Genomic DNA, 15,915 nt, shown 5'->3' with positions numbered 1-15,915 from the left:
GGATCAGCCCTTGATACCGCCGATTGCGGCAATCCCTGAAAATCCGCACCCTTTGAGCCGACGCACGGTGTCTGCATTGATACCACCGAGCGCATAGACCGGCAGTCCTGCTTCAAAGACCCAGCTGCGCGCCCGCATCAGACCGAGCGGTCGCACCGCGCTGGGGCTGGCGCTGGGCAGGATGGGCGAGAGGAGTGCGGCGTCCAGGCCCGCCTCTGCGGCGCGCGTCAGGGCAGACCGGGAATGGCAGGCTGCCGTGAACAGGCCTGTATCGCCGCGCTGCCGGGCCCGGGCGGCCTCCGGCAATCGGCTTTCCGGGAAGTGCTGGCCATCGGCAGTGCAGGCCCGGGCCAGGCCGGTATCGGCGGAGACGAGGAAGACGAGATCCCGCTCACGCGCGACCCGGGCCAGATGACGGGCGATGTCGAAGCGGTTCTTCGCGCCGTAGTGCCGATAGATCAGGCCGCAGCCGCGCGGCAGGCGGGCGGCGAAGGCGACCGGATCGGGCGTGCGCTGCGGGTCGGTGAGGGCCAGCAGGGGCGGCAGTGATCCGTGTGCGGCCCCATCCAGGCGCGCGGCCTGTCTTGCCAAGCTTCGTCCCGCATCATATGGCGGCATGATGACCTCTCAATCCGATATCGCCAGCCGCCGCCAAGCCCTGCTCGACACGATCTGCCAGACTGCCCGGGAGACTGGACGCGAGGCTTCGGATATCACGCTTGTCGCCGTCTCGAAACGCCAGAGCGAGGCCCGGCTGGACGCCGCCCTCGCCGCCGGTCATCGTGTCTTCGGCGAGAACCGCGTCCAGGAAGCCCAGGCCCACTGGGCCGACCGCCGCGACCAAGTCCCGGACCTGGAATTGCGCCTGATCGGCCCCTTGCAGACCAACAAGGCGGCCGATGCCGTCGCCCTGTTTGACGTCATCGAGACCCTGGACCGGGAAAAACTCGCCAAGGCCCTGCGCAAGGCGATGGATGAGAGTGGCCGTACGCCGCGCCTCTATGTCCAGGTGAATACCGGCGAGGAAGCGCAGAAAGCCGGGATCGCCCCCGCCGATCTGCCCGATTTCCTGGCCCGGATGCGCTCGGATTATGGGTTCCAGATCGAGGGGTTGATGTGCATCCCCCCGGTGGAGGAACCGGCCGGGCTTCATTTCGCCCTCCTGGCCAAGCTGGCGCGCGAGAATGACGTGCCGCGCCTGTCCATGGGGATGAGTTCGGATTATGAGACCGCCATCCGTCTCGGGGCGACCTCCGTTCGGGTCGGCACAGCCTTCTTCGGCGAACGGGAAAGCTAGTCGATCACGAGGTAATCGCCGGGTCGGGCCTCGGCCAGGAAGGCGCGGACATCATCCGGGTCCAGGGCGACACAGCCTTCGGTCGGCTCATAATCGCCGCGCTTGCAGTGCAGGAAGATCGCCGAGCCCAGGCCGGGCACGGGCGGGTCATCATTATGACCGATCACGAGAATGATGTCGTACAGCCCGTCCTCGCGCCACAGCGCTTCATGAGAGGCGGCATAGGGGCGGCGGACCGGGCGGTTATAGCCCGCATCATCGGGCTCATCACACCAGCCATCATCTTCACGGATCTCACGCACGGGCAGGGCTGTGACCGGCCGTTCCACCCGGTCGGCCCGATACATCACGCGGCGCAGGGGATAACGGCCCAGCGGCGTGGCGCCATCGCCCTCGCGCTTTTCTGACGCAAGCGTGATTCCGCCTTTACCGAGTGCACAGCGTAGCTTGCGCGCGCCAAGGGCCAAATGGCCAGTGCGGGAGACCTGCCAATCCATAATGCCAGTCTGACGGAAAACGCGGTGGTCGGCGAGGGACAAGCTGCGCAGCTCATGCTGTGCGTCGTCCGTCTCGCCTCCCCCACCACGGAGTTGTGTCCGGTATCGGACTCGGGTCTTACACAGCAAAATCGAGACCACATATTAAGCATGAGAAACACAGGACTTATCGGGGCGATGACGCAATATTTGCCGGGTAAAATCTGCCGATCGGCAGGAATTGCCTTGTTCGCTGAAATGGGCATGATCAAACAATGAGCGCACAAAAGACGATCCTGATCGTGGATGACGATGAAGACCTGCGCGAGGCGCTGGTCGAACAATTCGCGCTCCACGAGGAATTCCGCACCCTGTCGGCGGAGACCGCCAGCCAGGGCATGGCGATTGCCAAGGACGAGCGGGCCGATGTCGTTCTGCTCGATGTCGATCTGCCGGACATGGATGGCCGCGAAGCTTGCCGCCTGATGCGCAAGAACGGCCTGTCAGCGCCCATCGTAATGCTGACGGCGCAGGACACGGATGCGGACCAGATCCTGGGCCTGGAATCCGGGGCCAATGACTATGTCACCAAGCCCTTCAAATTCTCCGTCCTTTTGGCGCGCGTGCGCGCCCACATGCGCAGTCATGAGCAGAGCGAGGATGCGGTCTTCCAGATCGGGCCGTACGAATTCCGTCCGGCCATGAAGCTTCTCCTCGTCGGCGAGGACCGCAAGGTCCGCCTGACCGAGAAAGAGACCAATATTCTCAAGTATCTCTACCGCGCCGGCGGCAAGCCGGTGCCGCGGGACGAGCTGCTGCACGAGGTCTGGGGCTATAATCCGGCGGTGACGACCCACACGCTGGAAACCCATGTCTACCGCCTGCGCCAGAAGATCGAGCCCGACCCCGGTCAGGCCCGCCTTCTGGTCACTGAAAGCGGTGGCTACCGGCTGCAGAACTAGGAGAGTTAGCCGCCGATTTCCAGCACCACCGGCGCGTGGTCGGAGGGTTTTTCCCAGCTGCGCGTGTCTTCCCAGATGCGGAACGCGTCCCGGCCGCCGGCCAGGGCGCGCTCCCGCACGGCGGGGGCGGCCCAGATATGGTCCAGGCGGCGGCCGCGATTGGCCTTGCGCCAGTCGCGGGCGCGATAGCTCCACCAGGAATAGATCTTCTCGTCCATCGGGATGAGTTCGCGGGCCACATCGGCGAAATCGCAGGTCTGGCGGATGCGCTCCAGGGCCTCGGTCTCCACCGGCGTGTGGGAGATCACCTTGAGCAATTGCTTGTGCGACCAGACATCATTTTCATAAGGCGCGATATTGAAGTCCCCGACCAGGACGAGCGGCGGATTTTCTGCGGCGCGGCCGGCGAAATACGCCTCGATCCGCTCCAGGAAGGCCAGTTTGTGGGCAAAGCGCGGATTGATCGCCGGGTCCGGCTCGTCACCGCCGGCGGGGATGTAGAAATTGTGCAGCTCGATACCTTCCACCATGACCCGCTGATGGCGCGCCTCGGCTTTTGGGCAAAGGTCTTCATCGGGCAGGTCTTGCAGCGGCAGTTTCGAGGCGATGGCCACGCCATGCATGCCCTTTTGCCCGCGCACATGGAAATGACGGAAGCCCATTTCCCGGAAGGCCTCTTCGGGGAATTGCTCGGCCAGGCACTTGATCTCCTGCAGGCACAGAACATCCGGATCGGCCTGGCGGACCCATTCCGCCACCATGGGCGCGCGCAGTCGCACGGAATTGATGTTCCAGCTGGCAAGCGTGAAGGCGGTCATGGCGGGTCCTGTCGTCTGTCGGTCTAGAGAATGTTGTAGGAGGCGCCGGCCAGGCCGACGGGCCAGCGGCCGCGGGCGAACAGGCGCCAGCGCGCGAGGAAGGGATGCGGCGGCTCGTCATCCTCGGCTTCGGCCAGGACAACCAGGGCGGCGCCATTGGCCGCCTGGGCGAGGGCGCCAGCGGCGGCATGGACAAGCTCCATGTCTTCCACATCATCGATGGCGGCGGCGTCCTCGATGGCGTCATTGGCGGTGTCGCCGGTCTTCTGGGCGACCAGGGCCAGGGCCATGGAGACGGCTTCCTCGTCGAGGCGCTCCAGCGCCCGCGAAACCAGGCCGGTGCGCAGCATTTCCTCGGTTTCCCAGCCGATCGGGTCGCGATCCAGCGCTTCGGCTGCGCCGGCCGCTTCTTCCCAATCCGTCAGCAGGGCGGGTTCGGCTTCCGGGAAGCCCAGACCGTCCAGATAAATGCGGGCCAGGTATTGCTCACGCTCATCCAGCGGCTCGCCCAGGCGGGAGAACCAGGTATTGGCGTTCAGGCTCTCGGCAAAGGCCTTGGCCTTGTAGAGCAGCGGAATCTCTTCGAGCAGACGCGGGATGTCCGCGCCGTCGGCGTCATCATGGAAATCCATGCAGCCTATTTAGCGATCCGCGAAGCCGGTGCACAGGGCCAAGACTGTAGAGAGGGGCCAAAAGAAGCGACATTCGATGGCGGAGGCCAAACAGCAAGGCGCCCGGTCTCGAGGGGGAGGAGACCGGGCGCGGAGCCGTGCGCGTGTATTTCTGACAGCGCAGCGCCGGGAGGGGATCAATCCGGCGCGACCGAGATGAAGGATCCGCTAGCGGGGGGACGACGCCGATCCATTTGCCTCTCAGTCAGCGTTACAATAACGACACAGCACCCGGCTTTCTGCAAATAAAAAATGAGAAAGGATTTGCGAGTGGCGAAAAAACCACAGCGGTTTCTTAACGCCCGCGCCGGGAATCGCGGCGGTCTTCCGGTTCCGGGATGCGGAACAGGCGCGGGTCCAGCCGCATGCCGGTCTCCACATCGCTCAGCGAGACGCGGGTGATCTCACCCAGCGCGTCTGTGACATACCATTCGCGCAGTTCCAGGCTGGGTTCGGCAAAGACGAACATGATCTCGCCTTCCATCTCCCCGCTGGGGTCCCGCAGGGTCAGGTAGAAGAAGCCGTATTCGCGCGCCATGCCGACAATTTCGGCATCCTCGGCGATATTGATCTCATCCTTCAGGAGCCACCAGACCGGGGTCGAGCGCAGCGGAATCCGGTCGACCGTTTCCAGGGCCTGGTCCTCGATCGCCACAGTGGTGCCGTCGGCAATGACCCGGATCGGGCTGGGATCATCATACTGGAAGCGCAGACGTCCCGGCCGCTGCAGCGACAGGACACCCGTGGCCAGAGACCCGTCCGGTGCCACCTGGCTGAAGCGGGCGCGCAGCGTGCCGATATCATTGAGATAGGCGTTGAGTTCCGCGATCATCGCCTCGCGATCAATATCCGCAGCCGGCGGCTCGCCGACCGGTTCGGCCCCGGGATCGGACACGGGAGCGGTTTCAGCCGCCGCATCCGGTTGGACGGGCGGGTCTTCGGCGGTCTGGGCGAACAGCGCCAGAGAGATCAGCAAACTCATCATGGCGCCAAGCTGACCCGGGATTGCGGCATGAGCAAGACTGCGATGTTCATCTTGCTGTCAGTCCGCTGCGACGGGGCCGGACGGGCACTCCACCTGCCAGGCTGACAGGGCGCCGGGCTGCCAGTGCGGGATGAGTACGCGATCACCCTCGGTGAGCAGGTCATTCATGAAGACCGGCGTCTCTGTTTCGTCGAAAATGAGGGTGGTTTCATTAAATTGCGCGCTGTCTTCACGCCAGAAGGAGACCAATCCCGGCCATTGGCTGATCAGATATCCCCCGGCGATGGCCCCGATCCCGTCGGCATTATCCAGCCCGGTCAGGAGACGCGTGATCGACCGCTCGGCTCCCGTCACGGCCAGGATATCCCCCGCTGACATGGTGGTGACCAGAAGCCGGCTATCCTCCACCAGCAATCCGTTTATCCCCGCCAGTACCTCATTCTCCAGCCAGATGGAGATCTGACCGTCCTGCAGCGCATAAATGCGGCTGTTGGCGCTGTCCGAGACCAGGATCGTGTCTCCCAAAACCGCGACATCATTCAGGAATCCGGCACCGGGCATGACGTGCGTGGCCTCTATCGTGCCCGCAGACAGATCGATCTCGACCAGTCGGTCGATATCGCTGACAAACAAGCGCCCCGCATGGATCGCCAGCCCCTTGGGCGCATTCAATCCGGTGACCCAGTGGCGTTCGGTCAGCACGCCGTCAGCCGAGACCCGCGCCAGATAGCCCAGCCCATTCGCCTCGGCGGCTTCGCCATGAATGTTGGAGACGATATAGCCACCTTGGCCGTCCGCGATCACGCTTTCGGGCGAATCCAGCCCGTCCAGCTGCCACAGGCGATTCAATTCCGGTGTCTGGCCCGCAAGGCACAGGCTGGCGGCAAGCGATAGCAGCATCCTGGTCTCCCCGTTTCAGCGCAGACTGGCATGCCTGCGGGCGGAAACGACCTGAATTCCTGTTAAGATTGGAACACTGCGGCCTTCGGTGTCCTGGTGGTCAGGAAGACACCGGCCAGCACCATGATCGCGCCCGGTACGGCGATCAGGCTGGGCCAGTCGCCCAGAATGGCGCCGCTATAGAGGCTGGCGAAGATCGGCGAGAGCAGCATCAGGCTGGCCGTGATCACACCGGCCAGGCGGCTTGAGGCGACCCCGAAGGTCAGGGTGGGCAGGGCCGTGGCCAACAAGCCGAGCAGGACCAGCTCCATCCCGTCTCCCCAATTCATCTCGGGCAGGGCCAGCGGTCCCAGAAGCCCGCCGGAGACCGGCCAGAGCAGCAGCGCGATGACGGCGCCATAGAGGCAGGCCAGACCGGTGAAGACGGCCGGGTCGCTCTTGCGTCCCGTCGTATGGTGGCGGCGCAATCCGGTGGCGTAGATGGCCGACATGAGGCCGGCGCCGGCGCCCCCTGCATGACCCAGCCATTCGCGCGGCGAGATTTCCTGTGGGCCCAGAAACACGGCCAGTCCGGCAATGGCGACGGCGACGCCCAGCCATTGCAGCCGGCCCGGCCGGATCCCGGTGAAGCGGTCGATGATCAGGGCAATGGCGGGCGACAGCCCGATCAAAAGGGCGACATTGACGATCGGGGCGCGGATGAAGCCCGCCGTCGCCAGGATGTAATAGGCCGCCATGGCCAGAGGCAGGGCGGTCCGCAAGGCGTCGCGACGGGCTGCATGCCGCAGGATCAGGGCCGGTACGAAGATCGCGCCGGCAATCATCAATCGGCCGGACATGATGAGCGCGCCTGGCCAGCCTTCCAGCAAGCGGATGAAAATGCCCGCCAGACCCCAGCCGGCCGGAGCCGAGAGGCCGATGGCAAAACCGGTCCAGTCGATACCGTGAGGAGATCCGTGATGCGGCCGGGAGGGCAGATTGCCCGCCATTACTCGCCGTGTTCCGGCAGGAAGATTTCGCGTCGCCCGGCATGGTCGGCGGGACCGATCATGCCCTCCTCCTCGAGCCGTTCGATCAGGGTGGCGGCGCGGTTATAGCCGATCTGCAGGCGGCGCTGGATATAGGAGGTCGACGCCTTGCGGTCACGGGCCACAACGGCCACGGCCTGGTCGAACAGGGCGTCGCCCGACCCTTCATCCATACCGTCCAGGCCCGGAATGCCGCCTTCTTCATCATCCCCGCCTGCGGTGACCGCTTCGAGATATTCCGGTGCGCCCTGACGCTTCAGGAAAGCGGCGACATCCTCGACCTCGCGGTCGGACACGAAGGGGCCATGCAGGCGACGCAGGCGTCCGCCGGAAGCCATGTAGAGCAGGTCACCCATGCCCAGAAGCTGTTCGGCGCCCTGCTCACCCAGAATGGTGCGGCTGTCGATCTTGGAGGTGACCGAATAGGAGATCCGGGTCGGGAAGTTGGCCTTGATCGTACCGGTGATGACATCGACCGAGGGGCGCTGGGTGGCGGTGACCAGATGGATGCCGGCGGCGCGGGCCATTTGGGCCAGCCGCTGTACGGCGGCCTCGATCTCCTTGCCCGCGACCATCATCAAATCGGCCATCTCGTCGATGACGACGACGATATAGGGCATTTTCTCCGCTTCGATCCGCTCGGTCTCGAAGATGGGTTCGCCCGTCTCCTTGTCATAACCGGTCTGGACCGTGCGCGAGAGTTCCTCGCCGGTCCGTTGCGCCTCGGCAACCTTCTCATTGAAGCCGGACACATTGCGCACGCCGATCTTGGACATGCGCAGATAGCGGCTTTCCATCTCGCGCACGGCCCATTTCAGGGCGACAACGGCCTTCTTCGGATCGGTCACGACCGGCGTCAGAAGATGCGGAATGCCGTCATAGACGGACAATTCCAGCATTTTCGGGTCGATCATGATCATCCGGCATTCCGACGGGGGCAGCCGGTAGAGCAGGGACAGGATCATGGCATTGATCCCGACCGACTTGCCCGAACCGGTGGTCCCGGCGATCAGCAGGTGCGGCATGCGGGCCAGGTCGGCGACGAAGGGTTCGCCACCAATCGTCTCACCCAGGGCAAAGGGTAGTTCCGCCTTGGCGTCCTCGAAGGCCTTGGAATTGAACAGGGCACGCAGGAAGACGGTTTCCCGCTTGGCATTGGGCAGTTCGATCCCGATCGCATTCCGGCCCGGAACCACGGCCACGCGGGCCGCCAGGGTCGACATGGAGCGGGCGATGTCATCGGCCAGATTGATGACCCGGGAAGATTTCACGCCCGGGGCCGGTTCGAATTCGTACAGGGTCACGACCGGTCCAGGACGGACCTGGACGATCTCGCCCTTCACACCGAAATCGGAGAGCACGCCTTGCAGCAGCTCGGCATTCTGGCGCAGGGCCTGCTCATCCACCGCGTCATTGCGTACGGCCGGCTTGGTCAGCAGGTCGAGCCGCGGCAGTTTGAAACCTTCGGCCTTGGCAAAGGGAAGCGCGCCCTGGGCTTCGCGGGCATCGCGGCCGGAATCCTTGGGCTTGCGGCTGGCGGCGACTTTCACATTGGCGCCGGCTGCCGGGTCGTCCGTGACCGGTTCGGCGGCCGGTTGGGTGCGGGCCAGGGCGATGCCGTCCGTGTCGGCGGCGCGCATGGCGCGGCGAAGGACGGGTTCCTCGCGCTCCGGCGCGTCGCTGTCATCGATCTCGTGATCCCGCTTGCCGCCCAGCGCGAGGGCGCGTCCGCGGATGGCGTCGGCCCAGACCCGGACCGTGGCCCAGATCAGTCCGGCCGCATCGACAGCGGCGGTCAGGTCGCGCGAGCGCAGTCCGAAGGTGAAGAAAATCCCGCCAATGGCGACCAGCAGGCCGAAACCGGCGGCCAGGCCCTGGGCGGCGGGCAGGTCGAACCTTGCCGGCAGGGCGGCCAGCGCGTTGAGGAAGATATCGCCCAGCGCCCCACCCAGACCGGAGGCATAGGGCCAGGCATTGGGAACCGGCAGGGCGCTGACCGCTGCGGCGAAGGCGGCGGTGGCAATGGCTGCAAAGAACCAGCGGAAACCGGCGACCGAACGGGTGCGCACGCGCGGCAGGCGCCAGATCAGGATTCCGCCCCAGATCAGCAGGGCAATGGCCGGACCTCCCGCGGCCCAGCCCAGGGCTTGCAGGAGACCGTCCGACAGGGCAGCGCCCCAGGGTCCCATCCAGTTGGCCACACGGCCCTCTGCCGCGACATTCCAGGACGGGTCCAGCACATTGTGTGACAGCAGGGCGGCCAGCAGAAAACCGCCGCTGACCAGCATCAGGCAGCCGAAAAACACATCAAACAGGCGCAGGCGCCAGCGCGGCTTGGCCGTGTGCCCACTATCCCCGGCGTCGGTCTTGGAAATCCCACTCATGGAACCCTTCTAAGCCCTCAAGTCTTCCCGCAGGGTAAACAAAACCGTAACAGGCTCGCCTGCGGCGCACTGTCCGCTTTTATCCCGCTGCGAAAGTCGTATGTTCCCATCCATGGCAAGCAAACCCCTATTTGATGGCGATATCGTGATCGCCGGCGGCGGATTGGCCGGCATGACGCTGGCCCTCGCCCTAGAGCAGGCCGGACTGACCGTGGCAGTCGTGGATGCGCTGGAAATGTCGGACCAGCTGGCGCCCGAATTCGACGGCCGCGCCTCGGCGCTCGCCTATACATCCTGGCGCATGTTTGAGGCGCTGGGGGTGGCCGAGCACCTGTCCGAACACGCCCAGCGCATCGAGCATATCCTGGTCTGTGATGGTCGCCCCTATGGCGGGACACGGCCAGGCGGGCCGGGTCCGCACAGCCTGCACTTCGACCGTGAGGAAATCTCGCCCGGCCCGGACGGGAAACCGCTCGGCTGGATGGCGGAGAACCGGCATTCGCGCCAGGCTCTGGTCAAGGCGCTGAAAGCCAAGCCGGGCATCACGATCATCGCGCCGGCCCGCGCCGATCATTATGAACACCGCACGGGCGGGATCGACCTCGTGCTGGACGACGGGCGGCGCCTGTGCGGCAAGCTTCTGGTGGCGTGTGACGGCAAATTCTCCCGCGTCCGCAAACAGGCGAAAATCCGCACGGCGGGCTGGCGGTACGGCCAGAAGGGCCTGGTCGCCACGGTGCGCCACACCGAGCCGCACAACGGTACGGCTTATGAGTATTTCCTGCCGTCTGGGCCCTTTGCCATCCTGCCACTTCCTGACAATCGCGCCTCACTTGTCTGGACCGAACCGGACCGGGTGGCTGATGCGCTGAAGGATGCGTCGGACCCGGTCTTCCAGGAAGAGCTGGAGGCGCGCTTCGGGGATTTCCTGGGCGAAGTGAAACCGGAATGCCCGCGTTTCACCTATCCGCTCAGCCTGTCCTTTTCGGAACGCTTCTTGGATGACCGGATTGCCTTTGTCGGCGATGCGGCGCGGGGAATCCATCCGCTGGCCGGACAGGGTTTCAATCTGGGGATCCGGGATGCTGCCGCCCTGGCGGAAGTGTGCGGTGAGGCGAAACGGGTCGGGCTGGATATCGGCGCGCCGACCACGCTGCAGCGCTATGCCGACTGGCGCCGTTTCGACAGCGCCACGCTGGCCCTCGGGACGGATGTGTTCAACCGCCTGTTCTCGAACGATATCGAGCCCTTGCGGCAAATCCGGGGCCTGGGCCTGTCGCTGGTCGACAAGATTCCGCCGGCCCGGCGCTTCTTCATGCGTCAGGCGGGCGGAGAGACGGGCGATCCGCCGCGTCTGCTCAAGGGCGAGCGTCTCGACGCAGCCTGACGGCCCCCGGCGATCAGAACGGGTTGAGCGTATAGCCCTCGGACTGCAGCAAGGCATGGGCGGTCATGGCCGACAGGGCCATTTCCACGCCCGGCAGCAGGTCGTCACCCGTGACATCATACCAAGCGGCACTCTGGCCGCAGATCTGGATCCGGACGCCGTTCTCGATCAGGGCGGCAACCAGTTCGGCATTGGGTCCGGCCCGGTGCAGCGAGACGTCGTGAACAGCCCCGCCATGAATGATGATGGCGAGATGGATGTTCTCCACGGGAACACCGGCCGCCGCATGCATGTTGATGAAGCGGGCGGCGCTGGTCAGGGTCGAGTTGAGACCATCATCCTGTGCACCCGTCGACGTGTCGAAGCTCACCCGGAAAACAGTGCCTTCCGGGATTTCCAGATGATCTTCGATATTGGCGATCGGGCCAAATCCGGGAATGACGGGGCCGGGTCCGAAACTGTCCGGGCCGGCCAGGGCGGTGGACGGGATCAAACTGGCCAGAAGGCCCGTGGCGAGGGCGGTCATCAGGGCGCGGGTCATGACAGACTCTCCTGTGGTTTGACGAAAGCCTAAATCTATTTTCCGGCCCTGTCTCCCGCGAGTATCCGGTCGCAGACCCGGGCGGTCCGTAGGGCGCTTGCCGCCAGGGACGGGTGCGGGGCACCGCCCTTCAAGTGCCGGATCATGGCCTCGACATGCGGCAATTGCACCGGATCCGGGTGGGCGATGTCGTGGCTCTCCACACCGTTGGCGGTTTCCAGCCGGACCGGTTCGTCCTCGAACACGGCCGTGGTGATGCGGCCCTTGTCACCCATGATGTCCAGCCGGTCGGTCCGGTCAAAGCCGGCAAAATTCCAGAAGCCGGTTCCGGTCACGCCGTTTTCATGCTGCCAGCAGGCGGAAAATGTGTCGGGTACCGGATGCTGGCCAGCCAGATTGGCGGTGCGGCCCTCGACGGAGCGGATGGGGCCGAGCCAGTGATCGAACAAGTCCAGACCATGACCGGCCAGATCATCGAAATATCCGCCGGGCGCTTCCCCTGGCGTGACACGCCAGGGGCGGTTTTCCCGGATGTTGAGGGGATCGACCGGTCGGGTCAGCGCCCAGTGAATCTGACGGACATTCCCGATACGCCCAGCCTCAAGCCAGTGACGGATGGTTTCGAACCGGGGAAGGCAGCGACGGTAATAGGCGACGAAGAGGGGCTGTCCCGCTGCGTCGAACGCCGATTTCATCTGATTGGCTTCAGCTTCGCTGAGTGCCATGGGCTTCTCGACACAGCAGGGCTTGCCGGCGGCCGCGGTCGTTAGGGCGTAGCTGGCATGGCTGGACGGCGGTGTCGCAATGTAGACCGCGTCGATGTCGGGATCGTGGATCAGGGCGTCTGCGGTCTGGAAGATGCGTGGTACGCCATGGCGTCGGGCGTAATCCTCAGCCTGCGCCGGGCGTCGGGTGAAGACACCGGCGAGCTCGGACCCGTCGGCCAGACGGTAGGCCGGTCCGCTTTTTCGTTCGGTCACATCACCACAGCCGATCATGCCCCAGCGAATGGGCCGGGTCCTTGCGCTCACGCGGCGCTGTCTCCCAGGGCGTAGAGATAGTCCCAGGTGAAGATGCCGCTGTCATGACCGTCATCGAAGACCAGGCGAACGGCATAGCGCCCCACCGGTTCTGCCGCGGTCACCAGAACGTTTTCCTTGCCGGTGACGATTTTCTTTTCGCCGGGATTGTGACCCTGGACCTCGGCGCTGGGGCTTTCCACGCGCAGGGTCTGAAAGGGTATGGACATGTCTCGGCCATCATCGAAGCGGATGTCGAGTGTCCGCTTGCCGGCCGAGAAGACCAGTTCGGAAGGCCAGGCGCGGGTCATGTCAGCTCGCCTCCAGCGACCGGGCCTCGTCCGGCAGCATGATCGGGATACCGTCCCGGATCGGATAGGCCAGGCCGGCACCCTCGGAGATCAGTTCCTGCGCCTCGCGATCATAGGTCAGCGGACCGCGCGTGACCGGGCAGACCAGGATTTCCAGGAGTTTCGGATCGACTACGCGCTGGGTTTGCGGATCGCTCATCTCATCAGTCCTCAGGAAAACAGGATGGAGGAAAGACGGCGGCGGCCGTCCTTGGACACGTCACTCATCGGGCCGGCCGCTTCGAAGACTTTCAGCAGCAGGGTGCGGGCGGCCTGGTCATTCCATTCCCGATCCAGAGCGGTGATGGCGATCAATTGATCAACCGCGCCCTGGTGGTCGCCACTGGCGACCAGCGCCTCGGCGAGGTCGTAACGGGCCTGAAGGTCGGACGGATTGGCCTCGACCTTGCCGCGCAGAGCAGCGGTTTCCGCATCATCGCCCGGTTGGCCGGAGGCCAGGTCCAGCGCGGTTTGAGCGCCAACCACGGCCGGGTCATCGGCCTTGTCTTCGGGCACATGGGACAGGATTTCGCGGGCCTTGTCCGTATCGCCATTCTTCAGCCAGACACGGGCCAGTCCGGCCAGGGCGGCGGGATGGCCCGGGTCGACCTGCAGCACGCCGGCAAAATCCTGAGAGGCGCCGCCCACATCACCATTGTCCAGGGCGGTCATGCCCCGATCGACCATGGCTTTCAGCTCGGCCTCGCTGGGACCCTTTCCCGTGATGCGCTGGATGAAATCCTTGATCTGGCTTTCCGGCAGGGCGCCCATGAACCCGTCCACCGGCTGGCCATCCTTGAAGGCGAACACGGCGGGAATGGACTGCACGCGCAATTGCTGGGCGATGCCGGGATTCTCGTCGATATTGATCTTGACCAGCTTCACCTCGCCGCCGGCCTCAAGAACGCTTTTCTCGATAACCGGGCCGAGTTGCCGGCACGGGCCGCACCAAGGGGCCCAGAAATCGACGATGACCGGAACTTCGCGCGAAGGTTCCACGACATCCGCCACGAAGGACTGGTCGGAGGAATCCTTGACGAGATCGGAGCCGGCGGCGTCGCCATCGGTGCCAGTAAAAAGGGTCATCGGGGTCTTCCTTGCATTGTCTAGCCCCTAGTTGGACGTCCCGGGCCCGGGATGCAAGGCGTCACTGCGCCGCGCTGGCGTCGTCCAACAGGGTGTTGAAGTCGAAAATTTCCACCGGATGGCCGGTCGCTTCGGCAAAGCGGATCAGGTCGTCACAGCTGACGGCCGTGGTCGCATCATTGCTGAGGGGATGGAAGTTCACCGGATCATGGTCGGTCAGGGCCTTGTCGAGGACGAAGCGGACACGCTTCCCGGTGTCATTCATGAGGGCGAAGGCGCTGACGGAACCGGGTCGCACGCCAAGCAGCTCGTACAGGAGGTCTTCCTTGCCGAAGGAGAGGCGGCCGCAGCCCAGAGCATGGTGCAGGCGATTGATCCGGATCCGGGTTTCGCCGAGGGCGGAGATCAGGATGATCGTGCCCTTTTTGTCCATGAGGAACAGGTTTTTGGTGTGCCCGCCCGGCATTTCCGCCTTGATCCCTTCACCTTCTGCGACAGTGAAAACAGGCGGATGATCGACGGTGGAATGTGGAATTTCCAGTCGGTCGAGATAGGTGAAGAGGTCGTGACGATCGGCGGGCATGCCCGTGTTGAAGCGCGCAGCTGCATCATATGCAAGAGGACGGAATCAGGTGCTTGCAATTATCCGGCGTTTGCGCGATATACCCCGCTCCCCGGCGGGGCCATGTTGCCCTGCAAATCGTGAGCGGGCGTAGCTCAGGGGTAGAGCGTCACCTTGCCAAGGTGAATGTCGTGAGTTCGAATCTCATCGCCCGCTCCATTTTCCCTTCTGGAAAATCCGGATCGAAACACTTGAGTGAACGGCTCGTGACTTGCGTCAGTCGATGCCCTGCGTTTCGCGCCATTGCTTGACGGCTTCTTCCATCATGGCGGGGTCGGGCAGGCTGTCATCCTTGGAAATCTGCGCTGCGAAGAGATAGCCGACGACCCGGCGCAAATCCTCCAATTCGCCTTCCAACTGCCGGATCCGGGCCTGTTCCGGTGACCCGTCCGGCGTGTTGCCAGCGGTCTTGGCGCTGAACAGCGCCCAGAAGGCATCGGCGCGGTCGCTGAAAAATTGATCGCAAATGGCCTCATTGGAGGCCTGGTGGGCGTCCATGATCTGTTTTTGTTGGGCGTCGGTCAGCCCGCCGCGGCGGCGCACCACATCCTCCGGCAAATTGCGCAGGACCCATTCAAAGGCCCGGTTGTCCCGGGAGTCCCGAAACAGGTAGTCCGACGCCCGGAAGACTTCCAGCAAGGCGTGGTCGACATTCGGATTGGATTGCCCGGCCGGGTGTTTGAAGCCGTCTGCTTCAATCTCCGTCATGCGACAGAAATCCGTCACAAGATCGCCGCCTGACAGGAAGTCGCGATGCAGGATGCGCATGTCATACCGGTCCGTGTCGAATCCGGCATCACGATAGCCCTCATACGCGTCCCAGAAGGTCGGCAGCGGGCCCCTGGTGCAGCGGTCGACCCATTCCTGCAAGCCCAGGCCCCGTTTGACCTGCCATTGCTTCCAGGCCGAATAGCACCAGTCCGTCTGGGGCCGGATATAGTGGATGATGCGGATCCCGAAAGTGTCCAGCAGCCGGCGGGCAAAGCCGGCCATGCGCGGTTGTCCCAGGATTTCAGCCGACAGAATGAAGCGGTCGCCCGTGTTTGCACAGCCGGCTGCCGCGATGACCTGGTCTGCCGCATTGTCCCAATGGTCGGCATTGTCCAGCAAGGCGTTCGGCATGCCTTTCACGTGATCGTCCCGGGAGCAGGCCAAATTCCGTCCGAACAGGAAGATCTTCTGATCGCGCAGCAGGTCCTGATTGGCCAGTAAGGTGCGCTGAATCGTGGTGCTGCCACACTTGGAATGGCCAATGTGCAGGATGAGTTCGGGTTTGGTCATGACAAGCGGCGGTGTTTCTGTCGGAAGCGCCGACTTTTGCGCGATGCTGTCGCCAGTGCAATCGCGCTGCGCGGTTCAGACATGACGAAACGGCCCTGCCAGTTGGAT

General features: G+C 64.3%; 18 protein-coding genes and 1 tRNA gene. 4 read left to right on the top strand and 15 right to left on the bottom strand.

Annotated elements, in window-relative coordinates; all coding sequences use genetic code 11:
* Nucleotides 1-3: 3 nt before the first annotated feature.
* Nucleotides 4-591, bottom strand: a complete 588-nt coding sequence (locus FCS99_RS04245) for a thiamine phosphate synthase (RefSeq protein ID WP_171036235.1) — start codon at nucleotides 589-591, stop codon at nucleotides 4-6.
* Nucleotides 592-619: 28 nt separating this feature from the next.
* Between FCS99_RS04245 and FCS99_RS04240 the strand changes: the two genes are divergently transcribed.
* Entirely contained in the window at nucleotides 620-1,297 is a 678-nt protein-coding gene (locus FCS99_RS04240; protein ID WP_138510830.1) for a YggS family pyridoxal phosphate-dependent enzyme, read from the top strand.
* On the opposite strand, the gene FCS99_RS04235 is transcribed toward FCS99_RS04240, so the two are convergent.
* On the bottom strand, nucleotides 1,294-1,794 hold the full coding sequence (locus FCS99_RS04235) for a L,D-transpeptidase family protein (protein WP_138510829.1): 501 nt from the start codon (nucleotides 1,792-1,794) through the stop codon (nucleotides 1,294-1,296). The genes FCS99_RS04240 and FCS99_RS04235 overlap by 4 nt on opposite strands.
* A 254-nt stretch (nucleotides 1,795-2,048) precedes the next feature.
* On the opposite strand from FCS99_RS04235, the gene FCS99_RS04230 reads away from it, so the two are divergent.
* Nucleotides 2,049-2,735, top strand: coding sequence for a response regulator transcription factor (locus tag FCS99_RS04230; protein WP_138510828.1), 687 nt, complete (start codon nucleotides 2,049-2,051; stop codon nucleotides 2,733-2,735).
* 5 nt (nucleotides 2,736-2,740) lie between these two features.
* Here the strand turns inward: FCS99_RS04230 and xth are convergent, their stop codons facing one another.
* The 6 genes from xth to FCS99_RS04200 form a co-directional block, all read right to left on the bottom strand.
* On the bottom strand, nucleotides 2,741-3,553 hold the full coding sequence (gene xth, locus FCS99_RS04225) for an exodeoxyribonuclease III (protein WP_138510827.1): 813 nt from the start codon (nucleotides 3,551-3,553) through the stop codon (nucleotides 2,741-2,743).
* Between the two features lie 23 nt (nucleotides 3,554-3,576).
* The gene (locus FCS99_RS04220; RefSeq protein WP_138510826.1) at nucleotides 3,577-4,185 is read right to left on the bottom strand and encodes a hypothetical protein; all 609 of its coding nucleotides are present in this window, start codon (nucleotides 4,183-4,185) and stop codon (nucleotides 3,577-3,579) included.
* A 334-nt stretch (nucleotides 4,186-4,519) separates the two neighbouring features.
* Nucleotides 4,520-5,209, bottom strand: coding sequence for a LolA family protein (locus FCS99_RS04215; protein ID WP_138510825.1), 690 nt, complete (start codon nucleotides 5,207-5,209; stop codon nucleotides 4,520-4,522).
* Nucleotides 5,210-5,266: 57 nt separating this feature from the next.
* Nucleotides 5,267-6,109, bottom strand: a complete 843-nt coding sequence (locus FCS99_RS04210) for an NHL repeat-containing protein (protein ID WP_138510824.1) — start codon at nucleotides 6,107-6,109, stop codon at nucleotides 5,267-5,269.
* Nucleotides 6,110-6,171: 62 nt separating this feature from the next.
* Nucleotides 6,172-7,098: a DMT family transporter gene (locus FCS99_RS04205; RefSeq protein ID WP_138510823.1), complete on the bottom strand. Its 927-nt coding sequence runs from the start codon at nucleotides 7,096-7,098 to the stop codon at nucleotides 6,172-6,174.
* Nucleotides 7,098-9,521: an FtsK/SpoIIIE family DNA translocase gene (locus FCS99_RS04200; RefSeq protein ID WP_138510822.1), complete on the bottom strand. Its 2,424-nt coding sequence runs from the start codon at nucleotides 9,519-9,521 to the stop codon at nucleotides 7,098-7,100. The genes FCS99_RS04205 and FCS99_RS04200 overlap by 1 nt, the downstream gene beginning before the upstream one ends.
* Nucleotides 9,522-9,633: 112 nt before the next feature.
* Here FCS99_RS04200 and FCS99_RS04195 point away from each other — a divergent pair, with 112 nt between their 5' ends.
* A complete protein-coding gene (locus FCS99_RS04195; protein ID WP_138510821.1) occupies nucleotides 9,634-10,908 on the top strand; it encodes a UbiH/UbiF/VisC/COQ6 family ubiquinone biosynthesis hydroxylase in 1,275 nt (424 codons plus the stop codon).
* Nucleotides 10,909-10,921: 13 nt separating this feature from the next.
* On the opposite strand, the gene FCS99_RS04190 is transcribed toward FCS99_RS04195, so the two are convergent.
* From FCS99_RS04190 to FCS99_RS04165, 6 genes are all read right to left on the bottom strand, one after another.
* The gene (locus FCS99_RS04190) at nucleotides 10,922-11,449 is read right to left on the bottom strand and encodes a DsrE family protein (RefSeq protein ID WP_138510820.1); all 528 of its coding nucleotides are present in this window, start codon (nucleotides 11,447-11,449) and stop codon (nucleotides 10,922-10,924) included.
* A 35-nt stretch (nucleotides 11,450-11,484) separates the two neighbouring features.
* Nucleotides 11,485-12,480, bottom strand: a complete 996-nt coding sequence (locus tag FCS99_RS04185; protein ID WP_233352652.1) for a Gfo/Idh/MocA family protein — start codon at nucleotides 12,478-12,480, stop codon at nucleotides 11,485-11,487.
* The gene (locus tag FCS99_RS04180; protein ID WP_138510819.1) at nucleotides 12,477-12,779 is read right to left on the bottom strand and encodes a gamma-butyrobetaine hydroxylase-like domain-containing protein; all 303 of its coding nucleotides are present in this window, start codon (nucleotides 12,777-12,779) and stop codon (nucleotides 12,477-12,479) included. Before FCS99_RS04180 ends, FCS99_RS04185 begins: the two co-directional genes overlap by 4 nt.
* A 1-nt stretch (nucleotide 12,780) precedes the next feature.
* Complete coding sequence (locus FCS99_RS04175; protein WP_138510818.1) at nucleotides 12,781-12,978, bottom strand: Trm112 family protein; 198 nt, start codon at nucleotides 12,976-12,978, stop codon at nucleotides 12,781-12,783.
* Nucleotides 12,979-12,989: 11 nt separating this feature from the next.
* Nucleotides 12,990-13,904, bottom strand: a complete 915-nt coding sequence (gene trxA / locus FCS99_RS04170) for a thioredoxin (RefSeq protein ID WP_138510817.1) — start codon at nucleotides 13,902-13,904, stop codon at nucleotides 12,990-12,992.
* A gap of 61 nt (nucleotides 13,905-13,965) precedes the next feature.
* A complete protein-coding gene (locus FCS99_RS04165) occupies nucleotides 13,966-14,487 on the bottom strand; it encodes a prolyl-tRNA synthetase associated domain-containing protein (RefSeq protein ID WP_138510816.1) in 522 nt (173 codons plus the stop codon).
* 123 nt (nucleotides 14,488-14,610) lie between these two features.
* Here FCS99_RS04165 and FCS99_RS04160 point away from each other — a divergent pair.
* Nucleotides 14,611-14,685: transfer RNA gene (locus FCS99_RS04160), tRNA-Gly, on the top strand.
* A gap of 57 nt (nucleotides 14,686-14,742) precedes the next feature.
* Here FCS99_RS04160 and FCS99_RS04155 read toward each other — a convergent pair.
* On the bottom strand, nucleotides 14,743-15,807 hold the full coding sequence (locus FCS99_RS04155; RefSeq protein WP_138510815.1) for a hypothetical protein: 1,065 nt from the start codon (nucleotides 15,805-15,807) through the stop codon (nucleotides 14,743-14,745).
* Nucleotides 15,808-15,915 lie beyond the last annotated feature (108 nt).

The sequence above is a fragment of the Maricaulis alexandrii genome, from assembly GCF_005871165.1.
GTDB classification, from domain to species: Bacteria; Pseudomonadota; Alphaproteobacteria; order Caulobacterales; family Maricaulaceae; genus Maricaulis; species Maricaulis alexandrii.
This window is presented reverse-complemented; position numbering and strand designations above follow the sequence as displayed.

Coding starts and splice junctions, on each gene's coding strand:
- FCS99_RS04240 (WP_138510830.1), top strand. CDS start 620: ATGACCTCTCAATCCGATATCGCCAGCCGCCGCCAAGCCCTGCTCGAC.
- FCS99_RS04235 (WP_138510829.1), bottom strand. CDS start 1,794: ATGGATTGGCAGGTCTCCCGCACTGGCCATTTGGCCCTTGGCGCGCGC.
- FCS99_RS04230 (WP_138510828.1), top strand. CDS start 2,049: ATGAGCGCACAAAAGACGATCCTGATCGTGGATGACGATGAAGACCTG.
- xth (WP_138510827.1), bottom strand. CDS start 3,553: ATGACCGCCTTCACGCTTGCCAGCTGGAACATCAATTCCGTGCGACTG.
- FCS99_RS04220 (WP_138510826.1), bottom strand. CDS start 4,185: ATGGATTTCCATGATGACGCCGACGGCGCGGACATCCCGCGTCTGCTC.
- FCS99_RS04215 (WP_138510825.1), bottom strand. CDS start 5,209: ATGATGAGTTTGCTGATCTCTCTGGCGCTGTTCGCCCAGACCGCCGAA.
- FCS99_RS04210 (WP_138510824.1), bottom strand. CDS start 6,109: ATGCTGCTATCGCTTGCCGCCAGCCTGTGCCTTGCGGGCCAGACACCG.
- FCS99_RS04205 (WP_138510823.1), bottom strand. CDS start 7,098: ATGGCGGGCAATCTGCCCTCCCGGCCGCATCACGGATCTCCTCACGGT.
- FCS99_RS04200 (WP_138510822.1), bottom strand. CDS start 9,521: ATGAGTGGGATTTCCAAGACCGACGCCGGGGATAGTGGGCACACGGCC.
- FCS99_RS04195 (WP_138510821.1), top strand. CDS start 9,634: ATGGCAAGCAAACCCCTATTTGATGGCGATATCGTGATCGCCGGCGGC.
- FCS99_RS04190 (WP_138510820.1), bottom strand. CDS start 11,449: ATGACCCGCGCCCTGATGACCGCCCTCGCCACGGGCCTTCTGGCCAGT.
- FCS99_RS04180 (WP_138510819.1), bottom strand. CDS start 12,779: ATGACCCGCGCCTGGCCTTCCGAACTGGTCTTCTCGGCCGGCAAGCGG.
- FCS99_RS04175 (WP_138510818.1), bottom strand. CDS start 12,978: ATGAGCGATCCGCAAACCCAGCGCGTAGTCGATCCGAAACTCCTGGAA.
- trxA (WP_138510817.1), bottom strand. CDS start 13,904: ATGACCCTTTTTACTGGCACCGATGGCGACGCCGCCGGCTCCGATCTC.
- FCS99_RS04165 (WP_138510816.1), bottom strand. CDS start 14,487: ATGCCCGCCGATCGTCACGACCTCTTCACCTATCTCGACCGACTGGAA.
- FCS99_RS04155 (WP_138510815.1), bottom strand. CDS start 15,807: ATGACCAAACCCGAACTCATCCTGCACATTGGCCATTCCAAGTGTGGC.